A 15,383-nucleotide genomic window follows, 5' to 3' on the forward strand; every position below is an offset into this window, starting at 1 on the left:
ATGCAAATGAAACTCATTATTAAGGCGGAATTTTATACAGAGGAAACGATTTTGTGTCAATGAGGGACAATTACGCAGGGGAACAAAAGGCGGTGTCAGAAAACACCGCCGGAATAGGGCCTTAAATGAGGCTCTCTTTATCAATCCCGAGACGCTTAATGCGCGACAGCAGGGTCGTGCGTTTTAACCCCAGGCGCTGGGCGGCACCTTTTGGCCCGGCGACCACGCCGTTGGTCTCTTTCAGCACGCGCATAATGAGCTGATATTCATCTTCTCCCTCTTTCGCTGTCTCGGCGGCGGGCGCGGTTACGTCAGGAAGCGTAACCTCAGGCAGGGAGAGTTGCAGCACGTTACCGCGCGTCAGCAGCACCGCGCGTTCGATGACGTTTTCCAGCTCGCGCACGTTGCCGGGCCATTCCATCGATGAAAGGGTGCGCAACGTCTCGGCAGGAATACTGTCGATGTTTCGCCCCATCCGGCGCGCGATCTTCGCGGTAAAGGCTTTGACCAGCAGGGGGATATCCTCCGGGCGTTCGCGCAGCGGCGGCAGGAAGATCGGGAAGACGTTCAGGCGATAGTAAAGGTCGCTGCGAAACTCGCGGTCGGCGACCATTTTTTTCAGGTCACGGTTGGTGGCCGCAATCAGCCGCACGTCGGTCTGGATAAGCTTGTTGCTGCCAAGGCGCTCAAACTCCTGCTCCTGCAGGACGCGCAGCAGTTTCGGCTGTAGCTCCAGCGGCATATCGCCCACTTCGTCGAGGAACAGCGAGCTTTTGTCCGCCAGCTCAAAACGGCCCAGCCGCTGGCTGCTGGCCCCGGTGAATGCACCGCGCTCGTGGCCGAACAGATCGCTTTCCAGCAGTCCCGCAGGCATCGCGGCGCAGTTCATCTTCACCATCCGTCGGCTGTTGCGGTTGCTCAGGTTGTGGATGGCGCGGGCAATCAGCTCTTTGCCCGTGCCGGTTTCGCCCAGAATCAGCACCGTGCTGTCGCTTTGCGCCACCATCTCAACCTGCTTAAGCACGCTGTACATAGCGTCGCTGCGCCCGATGATTTCACCAAACTCGCTGTCCACGTTGTTGAGCTGTTCGGTCAGGGCCAGGTTCTCATCCACCAGCCGCTCTTTCAGACGATGAATTTCCTGATAGGCGAGGGCGTTATCGAGCGCGATGGAAATACGCTCGGCAATCTGGCGCAGCAGCTTCAGGTTGGCGGTGGTAAACACGCCTTCCTCGCACTGCGCCAGCTTCAGCACGCCCAGCATGGTGTTGCCGGACATCAGCGGCAGCAGGCACAGGGTCTGAATTTTATTGCCCCAGGTGTTAAACAGCATCCGCTCGTACGGCGCGACCGGGTCCTGCTCGTTCAGGTTGAGCAGGAGGATCTCTTTGCTTTTGAAAACCCGCTCAGAAAGGGTGCCCGCTTCGTCTACCTCGCTCTGCTCGTGCGCCGGGTTGGCTTCATCGAGATAGTGCGTGGAGTAGATGTTCAGCTTGCCCTTGCGATGCCCGCGGAGCGCAATGCTGATGGCGTCGATTTTGAAATAGTGGTGGATCTCTTTCGAGACTTCGCTGACCAGCTCGTCCATGTCCAGGCGGGAGAGCACGGCGTTGGTGATGGCGACCAGAATGCGGAAGTTGTCGCGCTCGCGGCTCAGCAGGTCGTAATCGACGTTATTGGTGACGCGGCTTTGGATCTGCTCCGCGACGACGGCCACAATCTGGGTAAAGGTATGCAGGCGCTCGTATTCCGCCTCGCTCCAGGGCTGGTCGGTCGTGCGGATAAACTCGCAGCCGCCAAAAATCTGGCCCTCAGCCGCCAGCGGCAGCATGCAGTAATGCCCGAAAGGCTGATAGAGGTCGCTCTCCGCCAGCTTCGGCCACGCCTGACGGAACTCCGCAAAGTTGCAGTGCAGCACTTCAGGCCGGGAGAGTATGCGGCGCACCGGGCCATGCGCCAGATACGTTTCGTCTTCGTATTCAAACGTTTTGCCATTATCACGCGTCGAGTAGTAGCTCGCGCGCTGCGTTCCGCTATGCCAGAGCACAATCGCGGCGCTGTCCGCCAGCGCCGATTGCCTGACCAGCCGCGTCAGGGCATCGCTCAGCGCGCCGAGGTCGGGCTGCTGTAAAAGTGTGCGCGTGATGTCAAACAGGCCCTGCTGTCCAAGATCGCTCATCGGTGTATACGGCATATTGCTTTCCAATAGAAACTGGCAAAAAAGAGACATTCAGTGCTGACCGCTTATGGCGCGGTTCTAGCAAATTCGGGGTAAGGGCTCCGCGTGCGGCAGATCCAGCGTCCGCTTCACGCCATACAGCCCGGCCAGGCGCACCCCTTTGCGCTCAACCACTTCACCAATCATCGCCGCCTCTTTTCCTGACGGATGAGCCCGCAGCTGTTCAAGAACGGCTTCCGCCGCCGCGCGTTCAACGCCAATCACCAGTTTGCCTTCGTTGGCGAAGTTGAGCGGGTCAAGGCCCAGCAGCTCGCAAAGCCCGCGAACGGCAGGCTTAACGGGCAGGCTGCGCTCGGTGAGTTCAATTCCGTACCCGCAGCTTGCCGCAAATTCGTGGACCACTGCGTTCACGCCGCCTCGCGTGGCGTCCCGCAGGGCTTTCACGCCGGGAACACCGAGCAGCGTCTGGATAAGCGGGGTGAGCACCGCGCAGTCGCTGCGCAGTTCCCCGTCCAGCCCCAGACCTTCGCGCAGGTTAAGGATGGTCGCCCCGTGGCAGCCCAGCGTTCCGGTCACGATCAACACGTCGCCCACGCTAAGCCGCTGCGCGCCCCAGTGAATGTCGGCGGGGATCGCCCCTATGCCGGCGGTGTTGATAAACAGCTTGTCGGCCGCGCCGCGCTGCACCACTTTGGTATCGCCGGTGACGATTGCTATCCCCGCCTCGCGCGCGGTCTGCGCCATGCTGTTGACCACTGTCGTGAGCGTCTCCATCGGTAATCCCTCTTCGAGGATAAACCCGCAGGAGAGGTAGCGCGGAATAGCGCCGCTGACCGCCACGTCGTTGGCCGTGCCGCAGACGGCGAGCTTGCCGATATCGCCGCCGGGGAAGAACAGCGGGTCAATCACGTAGCTGTCGGTGGAGAAGGCCAGCCTGTCGCCCTGGGCGGTGAGGGTGGCGAGGTCAATCCGCGCCTGGTCTTCCTGTTCGGCGAGCCAGGGGTTGTTAAAAGTCGCCATAAACAGCCGGTTAATCAGCTGCTGCATCGCCTGCCCGCCGCTGCCGTGCGCCATTTCAACCGTATTCATGCTTCACTCTCCTGGTTGCGATACTGATACCACGCGGCACACGCCCCTTCGGAGGAGACCATCAGCGCGCCAAACGCCGTTTGCGGGTTACAGGTATTGCCAAATAACGGGCATTGATGCGGTTTGCATTTACCGGTGAGCACGTCGCCGCAGCGGGCCCGGGGATCGTCGCAAACCTGCTGCGGCTGCGGGCGGAAATGCGCTTCGGCGTCGAACGCGCAATAGGCTGACGTCAGGTGCACGCCGGATTCGGCAATCAGCCCCAGACCACGCCACTCGCTGTCGCCCTCAACGCTGAACACGTCGGCTATCGCCTGCTGCGCCCGTTCATTTCCCGCATCCGGCACCACGCGGCGGTACTGGTTTTCCACTGCACTCAGGGCCTCTATTTTCTGCTCAACCAGCATGATCACACCTTGCAGTAGATCAAGTGGTTCGAAACCAGCGACCACTAACGGACGATTGTACTGTTCAGCGATAAAACCGTAGGCGTCTGTGCCAATCACCATGCTGACATGCCCCGGTGCCAGAAAGGCGTCTATCCCGTTTTCCGGCTCTTCCAGCAGGCTGCGCAGCGTGGGAATGAGCGTAATGTGCTGGCAGAAGAAGAAAAAATTCTCGACGCCGCGCGCTTTCGCCTGCTGCAGCGTGATGGCGGTAGCGGGCATGGTGGTTTCAAATCCCAGGCCAAAAAACACCACCTTGCGCGTGGGGTTATTCTCTGCCAGCGTCAGGGCATCCATCGGCGAATAGACGATCCGGATGTCGGCTCCGCGCGCTTTTGCCTGCAGCAGCGAGCCGTTTTTCCCGGGCACGCGCATCGCGTCGCCAAAGGTGCAGAAAATGACGTCGGGCTGGCTGGCAATTTCAATGCAGCTGTCGATGCGCCCCATCGGCAGCACGCACACCGGGCAGCCGGGGCCGTGGATAAACTCGATGTTCTCAGGCAGCAGCTGGTCGAGGCCAAATTTGAAGATGGCGTGCGTGTGTCCGCCGCACACCTCCATGATCCGCAGCGGTCTCTCTTTCGTGTAGTCCAGCAGCGACGCGCGCGTTTTCAGGTGCCCGATAAGCTGCAGCACCTGCTCGGGGGCGCGGTATTCATCAACGTAACGCATGGCTAACGCTCCTCGCCGTACAGCAGCGCGCCCACGTCAGGCTCCACGTCGAACATGTTTTGCAGAGCGTCCAGCGTGTCGCGGGCTTCCGCTTCGTTAATCACGCTCATGGCAAACCCCACGTGGACCAGCACCCACTGCCCGAGACGCGATGCGCCCGTTTCATCACTGCTGCCCACCAGCGTCAGGTCCACGTCGCGCAGGATGCCGCAGACCTCCACTTTGGCCTGGTTCCCGTCAATGGAATGGATTTGTCCCGGTACGCCTATGCACATCGTTCACTCTCCAGCCAGTTCAGCCAGGCGTCCATGCCGTCGCCGCGCGTGGCGGAGACCAGCAGGATTTCAATCTCCGGATTCACTTCACGAGCATACGCCAGGCACTTATCCACGTCGAAGTTCAGGTACGGCAGCAGGTCGACTTTGTTCAGCAGCATGAGGGAGGCGGCGGCAAACATATGCGGGTACTTCAGCGGCTTGTCTTCGCCTTCGGTCACCGAAAGCACCGCCACCTTGTGTCGTTCGCCAAGATCGAAGCTCGCCGGGCAGACCAGATTGCCGACGTTTTCAATAAACAGAATGCCGTTATCCACCAGCGGCAGGCGCGGGGCCGCATCGGCAATCATCTGCGCATCCAGGTGGCAGCCTTTGCCGGTATTGACCTGAATTGCCGGCGTGCCGGTTTCGCGAATGCGCGCCGCGTCGTTAACGGTTTGCTGGTCGCCCTCGATCACCGCGCAGGAGACGCGCCCGTTCAGGCGTTTGAGCGTTTCCGTTAACAGCGTGGTTTTGCCGGAGCCGGGGCTGGAGACCAGGTTCAGCACCAGCTGTTTGCGGGCGGCAAAGCGCGCGCGGTTGCGGGCGGCGATCTGGTTATTCTTGTCCAGCACGTTGATTTCCACCTCCAGCATCTGGCGCTGGCTGATGCCCGGCGCGTGGGTACCCGCTTCGCCGTGGCCGTAGTGCAGATCGCCCGCAGCGGAGCGCTGCGGAGCGAAGGTGATACCGGTCAGTGCCGCAGAAGGGCGTGGGGCAGGCGAAAAGGGCGCGGAGCGAAACGCGGAATGGGGACGGTGTTCATCCCCTTCTATATACAGGTTGCCTTCGGCGCAACCGCAGGTGCTACACATACTTTACTCCTTCTCGATTTCGAGGCGTTGGATCTGCATGCCGTCGTCCGCCACGATGCGAAGACCGGTGCTCTGGCACTGCGGACAGCTCTGAACCTTTGATGACAGCAGGGTGACGTACTGCTGGCACTGCTCGCACCAGCACTCCGCCTGCTGCTCTTCAAGATGGAGTTCGCAGCCTTCCGCCAGCGTGCCGCGACACACCAGCTCAAAGCAGAAATTCAGGGCGCTGGTCTCGACGCAGGAAAATGCCCCGACCTTGAGCCAGACGCCGGTGACGCGCTTCGCGTGGTTTTGCACTGCCTGCTGTTCGATAAGCTCCAGGGCCCGCTGGCAGAGGGTGATTTCGTGCATGACGCCTCCTCAATGAATTGCGCCATTGAATGCAATAACGGTGCCAGCTTGATTTTTGTTAAGGCGTGACGATGTCAACGCTGTCGAAATGACACGTCGACACCGCGGCGATGACAGCGGTTTTGCAATTAAACCCATTTAAAATCATGAAGATAAAAACTGGCATGGAATCTGCTTAACAGCCGCTATCTCCACTAAACGGATACCTTCTATGACTATTTGGGAAATCAGCGAAAAAGCGGATTACATCGCGCAGCGTCATCAGCAGCTGCAGGACCAGTGGCACCTCTACTGCAACTCTCTGGTTCAGGGCATAACCCTCTCGAAAGCGCGTCTTCATCACGCGATGAGCTGCGCGGCGCAGGGCGACATGCGCTTCGTCCTGTTCGGCCATTTCATCATCAACGTTACCCTGGCGGACAACTTCAACAGCCACACCATTGAGTACCACCTCGAGACAAAAGACGGCGAAAAACAGTGTATTGCGAAGGCGCAGCTGATGGCCGATGGCATGGTGGACGGGCACGTCAGCAACCGCGATCGCCAGCAGGTGCTGGAGCACTATCTGGAAAAAATCGCGCCGGTCTATAACGGCCTGTACGCCGCCGTTGAACACGATCTCCCGGTCAACCTGAAGCAGCTGATGGACGGAAATGCCTCAGCAAACGTGGCCTGACTCCTGCGTGTCGAGAAGTGTCGACAAGACAGTTTTTCGTCAAAAATGACTATCACCAGAGGATAACCCGGTGAACCGTTTTGTAATTGCTGACTCGACGGTCTGTATTGGCTGTCGAACCTGTGAGGCGGCGTGTTCGGAAACGCATCGCCTGCATGGGCTGCAGTCCATGCCGCGCCTGCACGTCATGCGTAATGAAAAAGAGTCTGCCCCGCAGCTCTGCCATCATTGTGAAGACGCCCCCTGCGCGGGCGTCTGCCCTGTGAATGCCATCACCCGAATTGATGGCGCTGTTCAGCTGAACGAAAGCCTGTGCGTAAGCTGCAAGCTGTGCGGCATTGCCTGCCCGTTCGGCGCGATTGAATTTTCCGGCAGCCGTCCGCTGCACATTCCGGCGAACGCCAACTCGCCAAAAGCCCCGCCTGCGCCACCGGCTCCGGCACGCGTAAGCACGCTGCTGGACTGGGTGCCCGGCATCCGTGCCGTTGCGGTGAAATGCGACCTGTGCAGCTTCGATGAACAGGGCCCGGCCTGCGTGCGCACCTGCCCGACTAAGGCGTTGATTCTGGTTAACATTCGCGACATTGCCCGTACCAGCAAGCGTAAACGCGAGCTGACCATCAACAGTGATTTTGGCGACCTTTCTCTGCTACAGGCGCTTAACGAGGGGGCGAAATGAACGCGGCGATGATGATTACCAGTGCGGTAGCCTGTTTTGCTGGCGCCGCTGTTCTGGCGCTGATCTTCTCATTCCATAAAACCCTGAGCGGCGCGATCGCCGGGCTCTGCGGGGCGGTCGCTAGCCTGATGACGCTGGCAGCAGGCGGCGTTGTCCTGCTCGGTGGCCAGTCCGCTGAGACCGTGATGCCGCTGATTCGCCACACGGTTGAGATCACGCCGCTGAACGCCATCTGGCTGGTGACGTTTGGCCTGTGCGGGCTGTTTATCAGCCTGTTCAATATCGACTGGCACCGCCATCCGCACGCTAAAGCCAACGGCCTGCTGGTTAACCTGCTGATGGCGACGGCGGTCTGCACCGTTATCGCCAGCAACCTCGGCGCGCTGGTGGTGATGGCGGAAATCATGGCGCTGTGCGGCGTCTTCCTGACGGGCTGCAGCGCCTCCGGCAAGCTGTGGTTTGCGCTGGGACGCCTCGGAACGCTGCTGCTGGCGCTGGCCTGCTGGCTGGTGTGGCAACGCTTTGGCACGCTGGACTTCGCTGCGCTCAACGGCCATCCGCTGGGGAACGACGTCTGGCTGCTGGGCGCGATCGGCTTTGGCCTGCTCGCCGGCATCATCCCGCTGCACGGCTGGGTGCCGCAGGCGCATGCGAATGCCTCCGCGCCCGCCGCCGCGCTGTTTTCTGTGGTGGTGATGAAAGTGGGGCTGTTCGGGATTCTGGCGATTACGCTGACCGGCGGACAGCCGCCGCTGTGGTGGGGCGTCGTGCTGCTGATTGCGGGCATGATCACCGCGTTCGTCGGCGGCCTGTACGCGCTGATGGAGCACAACATCCAGCGCCTGCTGGCGTACCACACGCTGGAAAACATCGGCATCATCCTGCTCGGCATTGGCGCGGGCGTGACCGGGCTGGCGCTCAATCATCCGGCGCTGATTGCCGCCGGTTTTATCGGCGGTCTGTATCACCTCGTCAACCACAGCCTGTTTAAAAGCACCCTGTTCCTCGGCGCGGGCAGCGTCTGGTTCCGCACCGGTCATCGGGATATCGAAAAGCTGGGCGGGATTGGCAAAAAGATGCCCGTCATTTCACTCGCCATGCTGGTCGGGCTAATGGCAATGGCCGCGCTGCCGCCGCTGAACGGCTTTGCCGGGGAGTGGGTGATCTACCAGTCCTTCTTCGCGCTAGGTCAGAGCGACGAATTTATCGCACGCCTGCTCGGCCCGCTGCTGGCGGTCGGGCTGGCGATTACCGGGGCGCTGGCGGTGATGTGCATGGCGAAAGTCTACGGCGTGACCTTCCTCGGCGCGCCGCGCACCCGCGAAGCGGAAAACGCCTGCTGCGCACCGTTGTTGATGGGCGTGAGCGTGGTCGCGCTGGCGCTGTGCTGCATCGCGGGCGGCGTCGCCGCGCCGTGGCTGCTGCCGCTGCTGGGCAACGCCATTCCGCTGCCGCTGACCGTGGCGAATACTACCGTCTCTCAGCCCATGATCGCGCTGTTGCTGATTGGCGCACCGCTGCTGCCGCTCGTCCTGATGCTGTTCTTCAAACGCGACCGGCTCGCCTCCCGCTCGCGCGGTGCGGCGTGGGCCTGCGGCTACGAACACGAACAGTCGATGGTCATCACCGCCCACGGTTTCGCCATGCCGGTGAAGGAGAACTTCGCCGCCGTGCTGAAGCTGCGCCACTGGCTGAACCCGGTGGGCTGGGTACCCGGCTGGCAGAGTGCCGCCGCGCCCGCGCTGTTCCGCCGTCTGGCAGTCATCGAGCTGGCGGTGCTGGTGGTCATTGTGATTTCACGAGGAGCCTGACATGAGTCTGTTACTGGCAATTCTCCAGGCGCTGGTGCTGTTCGCCGCTGCGCCGCTGCTGTCGGGCATTACGCGCGTGGCGCGCGCTCGAATGCATAACCGTCGCGGGCCCGGTGTGCTCCAGGAGTACCGCGATCTCTTTAAACTGCTCTCCCGTCAGAGCGTCGCGCCGGATGCCGCAGGCTGGGTATTCCGCCTGACGCCGTTTGTGATGGTGGGCGTCATGCTGACCATCGCCACCGCGCTGCCGGTGGTGACGATGGCGTCGCCGCTGCCCGTGCTTGGCGATCTGATCACGCTGATTTACCTCTTTGCCATCGCCCGCTTTTTCTTTGCGATTGCGGGCCTGGACACCGGGAGCCCGTTTACCGGCATCGGCGCCAGCCGCGAGGCGATGCTCGGCGTGCTGGTCGAGCCGATCCTGCTGCTGGGGCTGTGGGTCGCCGCGCAGGTGGCGGGCTCCACCCACATCAGCTTTATCACCCACACCGTTTACCACTGGCCGGTGGCCCGCTCGATCCCGCTGGTGCTGGCGCTCTGCGCCTGCGCGTTCGCCACGTTTATTGAGATGGGCAAACTGCCGTTCGATCTGGCGGAAGCCGAGCAGGAGCTGCAGGAAGGGCCGCTTACCGAATACAGCGGCTACGGCTTCGCGGTCCTGAAGTGGGGCATCAGCCTCAAACAGCTGGTGGTGCTGCAGATGTTTGTCGGCGTCTTCTTCCCGTGGGGGCAGATGACGCACTTCTCCGCGGGCGGTCTGGTGCTGGCGGTTGTTGTTGCCGCCCTCAAGCTGCTGGTCGGCGTGCTGGTGATTGCCCTGTTTGAAAACAGCATGGCGCGCCTGCGTTTTGTGGAAACGTCGCGCATCACCTGGGCCGGTTTTGGTTTTGCATTTTTAGCGTTCGTCTCCTTGCTGGTGGCGTGATTAAAGAGAGTATTTATGTCTGAAGAAAAGAAAGGTCAGCAGTATCTCGCCGCGTTGCATCAGGCTTTCCCCGGCGTGGTGCTGGAAGAGTCCTGGCAAACCAAAGACCAGATAACCGTCACCATTAAGGTGAACTATCTGCCGGAAGTGGTGGAGTTTCTCTATTACCAGCAGGGCGGCTGGCTGTCGGTGCTGTTCGGCAACGACGAGCGCCAGCTGTGCGGCAACTATGCGGTGTACTACGTAATGTCGATGGAGCAGGGCGAAAAGTGCTGGCTCACCGTGCGCGTCGAAGTCGACCCGAATAAGCCGGAATACCCGTCCGTCACGCCGCGCGTGCCTGCCGCGGTCTGGGGCGAGCGCGAAGTGCGCGACATGTACGGCCTGGTGCCGGTCGGCCTGCCGGACGAGCGCCGCCTGGTGCTGCCGGACGACTGGCCGGACGAACTCTATCCGCTGCGCAAGGACAGCATGGACTACCGCCAGCGCCCGGCGCCGACCACCGACAGCGAAACATACGAATTCATCAACGAGCTGGGCAGCAAAAAGAACAACGTGGTGCCGATCGGCCCGCTGCACGTCACCTCTGACGAACCGGGCCACTTCCGCCTGTTCGTCGACGGCGAGAACATCATCGACGCCGACTACCGCCTGTTCTACGTCCACCGCGGCATGGAAAAGCTGGCGGAAACCCGCATGGGCTACAACGAGGTGACGTTCCTCTCTGACCGCGTGTGCGGCATCTGCGGCTTCGCCCACAGCACCGCCTACACCACCTCGGTGGAGAACGGCATGGGGATCGTGGTGCCGGAGCGCGCGCAGATGATCCGCGCCATTCTGCTGGAGGTGGAGCGCCTGCACTCGCACCTGCTGAACCTCGGCCTGGCCTGCCACTTCGTCGGCTTTGACTCCGGGTTTATGCAGTTCTTCCGCGTGCGCGAGGCGTCAATGAAGATGGCGGAGATCCTCACCGGGGCGCGTAAAACCTACGGCCTGAACCTGATCGGCGGGATCCGCCGCGACCTGCTGAAGGACGACATGATCCAGACCCGCCAGCTGGCGCAGCAGATGCGCCGCGACGTGCAGGAGCTGGTGGACATGCTGCTCAGCACGCCAAACATCGAGCAGCGCACCGTCGGCATCGGCCGCCTTGACCCGGAGATCGCCCGCGACTTCAGCAACGTCGGCCCGATGGTGCGCGCCAGCGGCCACGCCCGCGACACGCGCGCCGATCACCCGTTCGTCGGCTACGGCCTGCTGCCGATGACCGTGCACAGCGAGCAGGGCTGCGACGTCATCTCGCGCCTCAAGGTGCGCATCAACGAGGTGTTCACCGCCCTGAACATGATCGACTACGGCCTCGATAACCTGCCGGGCGGCCCGCTGATGGTGGAAGGCTTCACCTACATTCCGAACCGCTTTGCCCTCGGCTTTGCCGAAGCGCCGCGCGGGGACGACATCCACTGGAGCATGACCGGCGACAACCAGAAGCTCTACCGCTGGCGCTGCCGTGCGGCCACCTACGCCAACTGGCCAACCCTGCGTTATATGCTGCGCGGCAACACGGTTTCCGATGCGCCGCTGATCATCGGCAGCCTCGACCCGTGCTACTCCTGCACCGACCGCATGACCGTGGTCGACGTGCGCAAGAAGAAAAGCCAGGTGGTGCCGTACAAAGAGCTTGAGCGCTACAGCATCGAGCGTAAAAACTCGCCGCTGAAATAAGGACTCGCCATGTTTACCTTTATCAAAAAAGCGATCAAAACCGGCACGCAGACCAGCAGCTATCCGCTGGAGCCGATGCCGGTGGATAAAAACTTTCGCGGCAAGCCGGAGCACAACCCGCAGCAGTGCATCGGCTGCGCGGCCTGCGTCAACGCCTGCCCGTCGAACGCCTTAACGGTGGAAACGGATCTCAAAACCGGCGAGCTGGCATGGCAGTTTAACCTCGGGCGCTGCATCTTCTGCGGCCGCTGCGAGGAGGTCTGCCCGACGGTCGCCATTCGCCTGTCGCAGGAGTACGAGCTGGCGGTGTGGAAGAAAGAGGATTTTCTGCAGCAGTCGCGCTTTGACCTCTGCAACTGCCGCGTCTGCAGGCGCCCGTTCGCCGTGCAGAAAGAGATCGACTACGGCATCGCGCTGCTGCAGCACAACGGCGACGCCCGCGCGGAGCATCACCGCGAAAGCTTTGAAACCTGCCCGGAGTGCAAGCGTCAGAAGTGCCTGCTGCCGTCCGACCGCATTGATATCACCCGCCATATGAGAGAGGCCAGCTGATGGAAAATTTACTCGGCCCGCGCGACGCTAACGGCATTCCGGTGCCGATGACGGTGGAGGAGTCCATCGCCAGCATGAAGGCGTCGCTGCTGAAAAAAATCAAACGCTCGGCCTACGTCTACCGCGTGGACTGCGGCGGCTGCAACGGCTGCGAGATTGAGATCTTCGCCACCCTGTCGCCGCTGTTTGACGCCGAGCGCTTCGGCATCAAAGTGGTGCCGTCCCCGCGTCATGCGGACATTCTGCTGTTTACCGGAGCCGTCACCCGCGCTATGCGCTCGCCCGCGCTGCGCGCCTGGCAGTCCGCGCCGGACCCGAAAATCTGTATCTCGTACGGCGCCTGCGGCAACAGCGGCGGCATCTTCCACGACCTTTACTGCGTCTGGGGCGGTACCGACAAAATCGTGCCGGTGGACGTCTACATTCCGGGCTGCCCGCCAACGCCCGCTGCGACGCTGTACGGCTTCGCGATGGCGCTTGGCCTGCTGGAGCAGAAAATCCACGCCCGCGAGCCGGGCGAGCTGGACAACCGGCCTGCGGCCATTCTTCACCCGGACATGGTGCAGCCGCTGCGGGTGAAGATCGACCGCACGGCGCGCAGGCTGGCGGGCTATCGCTACGGGCGTCAGATTGCCGATGATTATCTGCGCCTGCTGAGCCAGGGCGACCATCAGGTGGCGCGCTGGCTGGAGGCGGAAAACGATCCGCGTCTCAATGAGATCGTGGCGAACCTGAACAGTATCGTGGATGAGGCGCGTATCCGATGAGTGAAACGGTGGTGTTCAGCCAGCTGAGCCGTAAGTTTATTGATGAGAACGATGCCACGCCGGATGCGGCGCAGCAGGTGGTCTATTACAGCCTGGCGATTGGGCATCACCTCGGGGTGATTGACTGCCTGGAGACGGCGCTGAGCTGCCCGTGGCCCGAGTACCTGGCGTGGATCGCCACGCTGGAGGAGGGCAGTACGGCGCGGCGCAAGATGGAGGGCGTGCCGAAGTACGGCGAGATCGTCATCGACGCCAACCACATTGCGATGCTCGCTAACGCCTTTGACGCGGTGCTCGGCAGGCAAACCCCCGAGCAGCAGGCGTGGAGCAAAACGCTGCTCGGCATGCTGCACGATATTCATCAGGAGAGCGCCATCTACCTGATGGTGAGGAGATTACGTGACTGACGTTTTACTGTGTGTCGGCAACAGCATGATGGGCGACGACGGCGCGGGCCCGCTGCTGGCGGATATGTGCGCCGCGAATCCGCAGGGCAATTGGGTGGTGATTGACGGCGGCAGCGCGCCGGAAAACGACGTGGTCGCCATACGCGAGCTGCGCCCGGACAGGCTGTTAATCGTCGATGCCACCGATATGGGGCTCAACCCCGGTGAGATCCGACTGATTGACCCGGACGACATCGCCGAGATGTTTATGATGACCACCCACAATATGCCGCTGAACTACCTGGTCGATCAGATTAAAGACGACGTGGGCGAGGTGCTGTTTTTGGGGATCCAGCCGGACATTGTCGGGTTCTATTACCCGATGACGCCGCCGGTGAAAGAGGCGGTGGAAGTAGTCTATTCACGGCTTGCGGAGTGGGTTGGGGATGGTGGTTTTTCTCAGCTCTGAGCAGTGCCCGGTGGCGCTAAGCTTACCGGGCCTACCAAACCCCTCTCCCTCTCCCTGTGGGAGAGGGCCGGGGTGAGGGCAGCAGGCTACTCCAGATCCGCCCCGTTACTCGCGATCACCTTCTTATACCACCAGAACGATTTCTTGCGCTTGCGGTCCAGCGTGCCGTTTCCTGCGTCGTCGCGGTCAACGTACACAAACCCGTAGCGCTTGCTCATCTCGCCGGTTGAGGCGGCCACCAGGTCGATACAGCCCCAGGTGGTGTAGCCCATCAGCGGCACGCCGTCCTCAATCGCGTCGCCCATCGCGCGGATGTGCTCGCGCAGGTAGCTGATGCGGTAGTCGTCGTTGATCTCGCCGTTTTCATCAATGACGTCCTTCGCCCCGAGGCCGTTTTCCACCAGGAACAGCGGCTTCTGGTAGCGGTCGTACATCATGTTCATGGTGATGCGCAGGCCGAGCGGGTCGATGCCCCAGCCCCATTCGCTCACCTGAATATGCGGATTACGCAGGGACTTCACGATGTTCGCCGCGCTGGTGTTGCCCGCGTTCATGTCCGCCGACGCGCAGCGCGAGGCGTAATAGCTGAACGAAACAAAGTCGACGGTGTTTTTCAGCAGTTCGTCGTCGCCGGGATCTTTCACAATCACCACGCCTTTCTCGCGGAACACGCGGGCGGAGTAGGCCGGATAGCGGCCGCGCGCCTGCACGTCGATAAAGAACAGGTTCTCGCGGTCTTTCTCCAGCGCCATCCACACGTCTTCCGGCTTGCAGGAGTAGGGGTAGAAATTGCCGCCCGCCAGCATGCAGCCCACCTGGTTTTCCGGGTTCACCTCGTGGGCGATTTTGGTCGCCAGCGCGCTTGCCACCAGTTCGTGGTGCGCGGCCTGGTATTTCACCTGGTCTTCGTTTTCACCTTCTTCAAACACCAGCCCCGCGCCGGAGAACGGGCTGTGCAGCATGATGTTGATTTCGTTGAAGGTCAGCCAGTATTTCACCAGCCCGTAAAATTCTTCAAAGCAGGTGCGGGCGTAGCGGGCAAAGAAATCGACCATCTTACGGTTGCGCCACGAGCCATACTCCGTGACCAGGTGCATCGGCACGTCGAAGTGGCACAGGGTGACCAGCGGCTCAATGTTGTACTTTTTGCACTCTTCGAATACCGCGCGGTAGAAGGCAATACCCTCTTTGTTCGGCAGCGGCTCGTCGCCGTTCGGGTAGAGGCGGCTCCAGGCAATGGAGGTGCGGAACACCGTAAAGCCCATCTCCGCCATCAGGGCGATGTCTTCTTTATAGCGATGGTAAAAATCAATCGCTTCGTGGCTCGGGTAGAACTCGTCGTCACGCAGCGAAAAACGCTTTTCCTTACCGATCTTCACCGCCAGGCGATTCGCCCCGTGGGGGATCATATCGACAGTCGTCAGTCCTTTGCCACCTTCACGGTAAGCACCTTCACTCTGGTTGGCGGCAAGCGCGCCGCCCCATAAAAATTCTTGTGGAAAAACAGACATTCTTACCTCGCTT

The 15,383-nt window shown here is 61.3% G+C and carries 16 protein-coding genes; 9 read left to right on the plus strand and 7 right to left on the minus strand.

Annotated elements, in window-relative coordinates; all coding sequences use genetic code 11:
- Nucleotides 1-121 precede the first annotated feature (121 nt).
- The 6 genes from flhA to hypA all read right to left on the minus strand — a co-directional run bounded on the left by flhA (nucleotide 122) and on the right by hypA (nucleotide 5,869).
- A complete protein-coding gene (flhA, locus tag DFO52_RS13930; RefSeq protein ID WP_133550585.1) occupies nucleotides 122-2,194 on the minus strand; it encodes a formate hydrogenlyase transcriptional activator FlhA in 2,073 nt (690 codons plus the stop codon).
- 63 nt (nucleotides 2,195-2,257) lie between these two features.
- Nucleotides 2,258-3,268: a hydrogenase expression/formation protein HypE gene (gene hypE / locus DFO52_RS13935; RefSeq protein WP_133550586.1), complete on the minus strand. Its 1,011-nt coding sequence runs from the start codon at nucleotides 3,266-3,268 to the stop codon at nucleotides 2,258-2,260.
- A complete protein-coding gene (hypD, locus tag DFO52_RS13940) occupies nucleotides 3,265-4,386 on the minus strand; it encodes a hydrogenase formation protein HypD (protein ID WP_133550587.1) in 1,122 nt (373 codons plus the stop codon). Before hypD ends, hypE begins: the two co-directional genes overlap by 4 nt.
- A 2-nt stretch (nucleotides 4,387-4,388) precedes the next feature.
- Nucleotides 4,389-4,661, minus strand: coding sequence for a HypC/HybG/HupF family hydrogenase formation chaperone (locus tag DFO52_RS13945; RefSeq protein WP_023308975.1), 273 nt, complete (start codon nucleotides 4,659-4,661; stop codon nucleotides 4,389-4,391).
- Nucleotides 4,652-5,515 (minus strand): hydrogenase nickel incorporation protein HypB, encoded by an 864-nt coding sequence (gene hypB / locus DFO52_RS13950; RefSeq protein ID WP_133550588.1) that lies wholly within the window; start codon nucleotides 5,513-5,515, stop codon nucleotides 4,652-4,654. Before hypB ends, DFO52_RS13945 begins: the two co-directional genes overlap by 10 nt.
- Nucleotides 5,516-5,518: 3 nt before the next feature.
- On the minus strand, nucleotides 5,519-5,869 hold the full coding sequence (gene hypA, locus DFO52_RS13955; protein WP_133550589.1) for a hydrogenase maturation nickel metallochaperone HypA: 351 nt from the start codon (nucleotides 5,867-5,869) through the stop codon (nucleotides 5,519-5,521).
- A gap of 211 nt (nucleotides 5,870-6,080) precedes the next feature.
- Between hypA and hycA the strand changes: the two genes are divergently transcribed.
- The 9 genes from hycA to hycI all read left to right on the plus strand — a co-directional run bounded on the left by hycA (nucleotide 6,081) and on the right by hycI (nucleotide 13,859).
- Entirely contained in the window at nucleotides 6,081-6,545 is a 465-nt protein-coding gene (hycA, locus tag DFO52_RS13960; protein ID WP_023333209.1) for a formate hydrogenlyase regulator HycA, read from the plus strand.
- Nucleotides 6,546-6,615: 70 nt separating this feature from the next.
- Nucleotides 6,616-7,224, plus strand: coding sequence for a 4Fe-4S dicluster domain-containing protein (locus DFO52_RS13965; protein WP_029739531.1), 609 nt, complete (start codon nucleotides 6,616-6,618; stop codon nucleotides 7,222-7,224).
- The gene (gene hycC / locus DFO52_RS13970) at nucleotides 7,221-9,035 is read left to right on the plus strand and encodes a formate hydrogenlyase subunit 3 (protein WP_133550590.1); all 1,815 of its coding nucleotides are present in this window, start codon (nucleotides 7,221-7,223) and stop codon (nucleotides 9,033-9,035) included. The genes DFO52_RS13965 and hycC overlap by 4 nt, the downstream gene beginning before the upstream one ends.
- A gap of 1 nt (nucleotide 9,036) precedes the next feature.
- The gene (locus tag DFO52_RS13975; protein ID WP_133550591.1) at nucleotides 9,037-9,960 is read left to right on the plus strand and encodes a respiratory chain complex I subunit 1 family protein; all 924 of its coding nucleotides are present in this window, start codon (nucleotides 9,037-9,039) and stop codon (nucleotides 9,958-9,960) included.
- 15 nt (nucleotides 9,961-9,975) lie between these two features.
- Nucleotides 9,976-11,685, plus strand: a complete 1,710-nt coding sequence (hycE, locus tag DFO52_RS13980) for a formate hydrogenlyase subunit HycE (RefSeq protein WP_032660327.1) — start codon at nucleotides 9,976-9,978, stop codon at nucleotides 11,683-11,685.
- 9 nt (nucleotides 11,686-11,694) lie between these two features.
- Nucleotides 11,695-12,237, plus strand: a complete 543-nt coding sequence (locus DFO52_RS13985; protein WP_133550592.1) for a formate hydrogenlyase complex iron-sulfur subunit — start codon at nucleotides 11,695-11,697, stop codon at nucleotides 12,235-12,237.
- A complete protein-coding gene (locus tag DFO52_RS13990; RefSeq protein ID WP_033146382.1) occupies nucleotides 12,237-13,004 on the plus strand; it encodes an NADH-quinone oxidoreductase subunit B family protein in 768 nt (255 codons plus the stop codon). Before DFO52_RS13985 ends, DFO52_RS13990 begins: the two co-directional genes overlap by 1 nt.
- Nucleotides 13,001-13,411, plus strand: coding sequence for a formate hydrogenlyase maturation HycH family protein (locus tag DFO52_RS13995; protein WP_133550593.1), 411 nt, complete (start codon nucleotides 13,001-13,003; stop codon nucleotides 13,409-13,411). Before DFO52_RS13990 ends, DFO52_RS13995 begins: the two co-directional genes overlap by 4 nt.
- Nucleotides 13,404-13,859 (plus strand): hydrogenase maturation peptidase HycI, encoded by a 456-nt coding sequence (hycI, locus tag DFO52_RS14000; RefSeq protein WP_047646238.1) that lies wholly within the window; start codon nucleotides 13,404-13,406, stop codon nucleotides 13,857-13,859. The genes DFO52_RS13995 and hycI overlap by 8 nt, the downstream gene beginning before the upstream one ends.
- Nucleotides 13,860-13,945: 86 nt before the next feature.
- On the opposite strand, the gene DFO52_RS14005 is transcribed toward hycI, so the two are convergent.
- Complete coding sequence (locus tag DFO52_RS14005) at nucleotides 13,946-15,370, minus strand: 6-phospho-beta-glucosidase (protein WP_133550594.1); 1,425 nt, start codon at nucleotides 15,368-15,370, stop codon at nucleotides 13,946-13,948.
- Nucleotides 15,371-15,383 lie beyond the last annotated feature (13 nt).

The organism is Enterobacter sp. AG326, assembly GCF_004362415.1.
Lineage (GTDB): Bacteria > Pseudomonadota > Gammaproteobacteria > Enterobacterales > Enterobacteriaceae > Enterobacter > Enterobacter asburiae.

Coding starts and splice junctions, on each gene's coding strand:
- flhA (WP_133550585.1), bottom strand. CDS start 2,194: ATGCCGTATACACCGATGAGCGATCTTGGACAGCAGGGCCTGTTTGAC.
- hypE (WP_133550586.1), bottom strand. CDS start 3,268: ATGAATACGGTTGAAATGGCGCACGGCAGCGGCGGGCAGGCGATGCAG.
- hypD (WP_133550587.1), bottom strand. CDS start 4,386: ATGCGTTACGTTGATGAATACCGCGCCCCCGAGCAGGTGCTGCAGCTT.
- DFO52_RS13945 (WP_023308975.1), bottom strand. CDS start 4,661: ATGTGCATAGGCGTACCGGGACAAATCCATTCCATTGACGGGAACCAG.
- hypB (WP_133550588.1), bottom strand. CDS start 5,515: ATGTGTAGCACCTGCGGTTGCGCCGAAGGCAACCTGTATATAGAAGGG.
- hypA (WP_133550589.1), bottom strand. CDS start 5,869: ATGCACGAAATCACCCTCTGCCAGCGGGCCCTGGAGCTTATCGAACAG.
- hycA (WP_023333209.1), top strand. CDS start 6,081: ATGACTATTTGGGAAATCAGCGAAAAAGCGGATTACATCGCGCAGCGT.
- hycC (WP_133550590.1), top strand. CDS start 7,221: ATGAACGCGGCGATGATGATTACCAGTGCGGTAGCCTGTTTTGCTGGC.
- DFO52_RS13975 (WP_133550591.1), top strand. CDS start 9,037: ATGAGTCTGTTACTGGCAATTCTCCAGGCGCTGGTGCTGTTCGCCGCT.
- hycE (WP_032660327.1), top strand. CDS start 9,976: ATGTCTGAAGAAAAGAAAGGTCAGCAGTATCTCGCCGCGTTGCATCAG.
- DFO52_RS13985 (WP_133550592.1), top strand. CDS start 11,695: ATGTTTACCTTTATCAAAAAAGCGATCAAAACCGGCACGCAGACCAGC.
- DFO52_RS13990 (WP_033146382.1), top strand. CDS start 12,237: ATGGAAAATTTACTCGGCCCGCGCGACGCTAACGGCATTCCGGTGCCG.
- DFO52_RS13995 (WP_133550593.1), top strand. CDS start 13,001: ATGAGTGAAACGGTGGTGTTCAGCCAGCTGAGCCGTAAGTTTATTGAT.
- DFO52_RS14005 (WP_133550594.1), bottom strand. CDS start 15,370: ATGTCTGTTTTTCCACAAGAATTTTTATGGGGCGGCGCGCTTGCCGCC.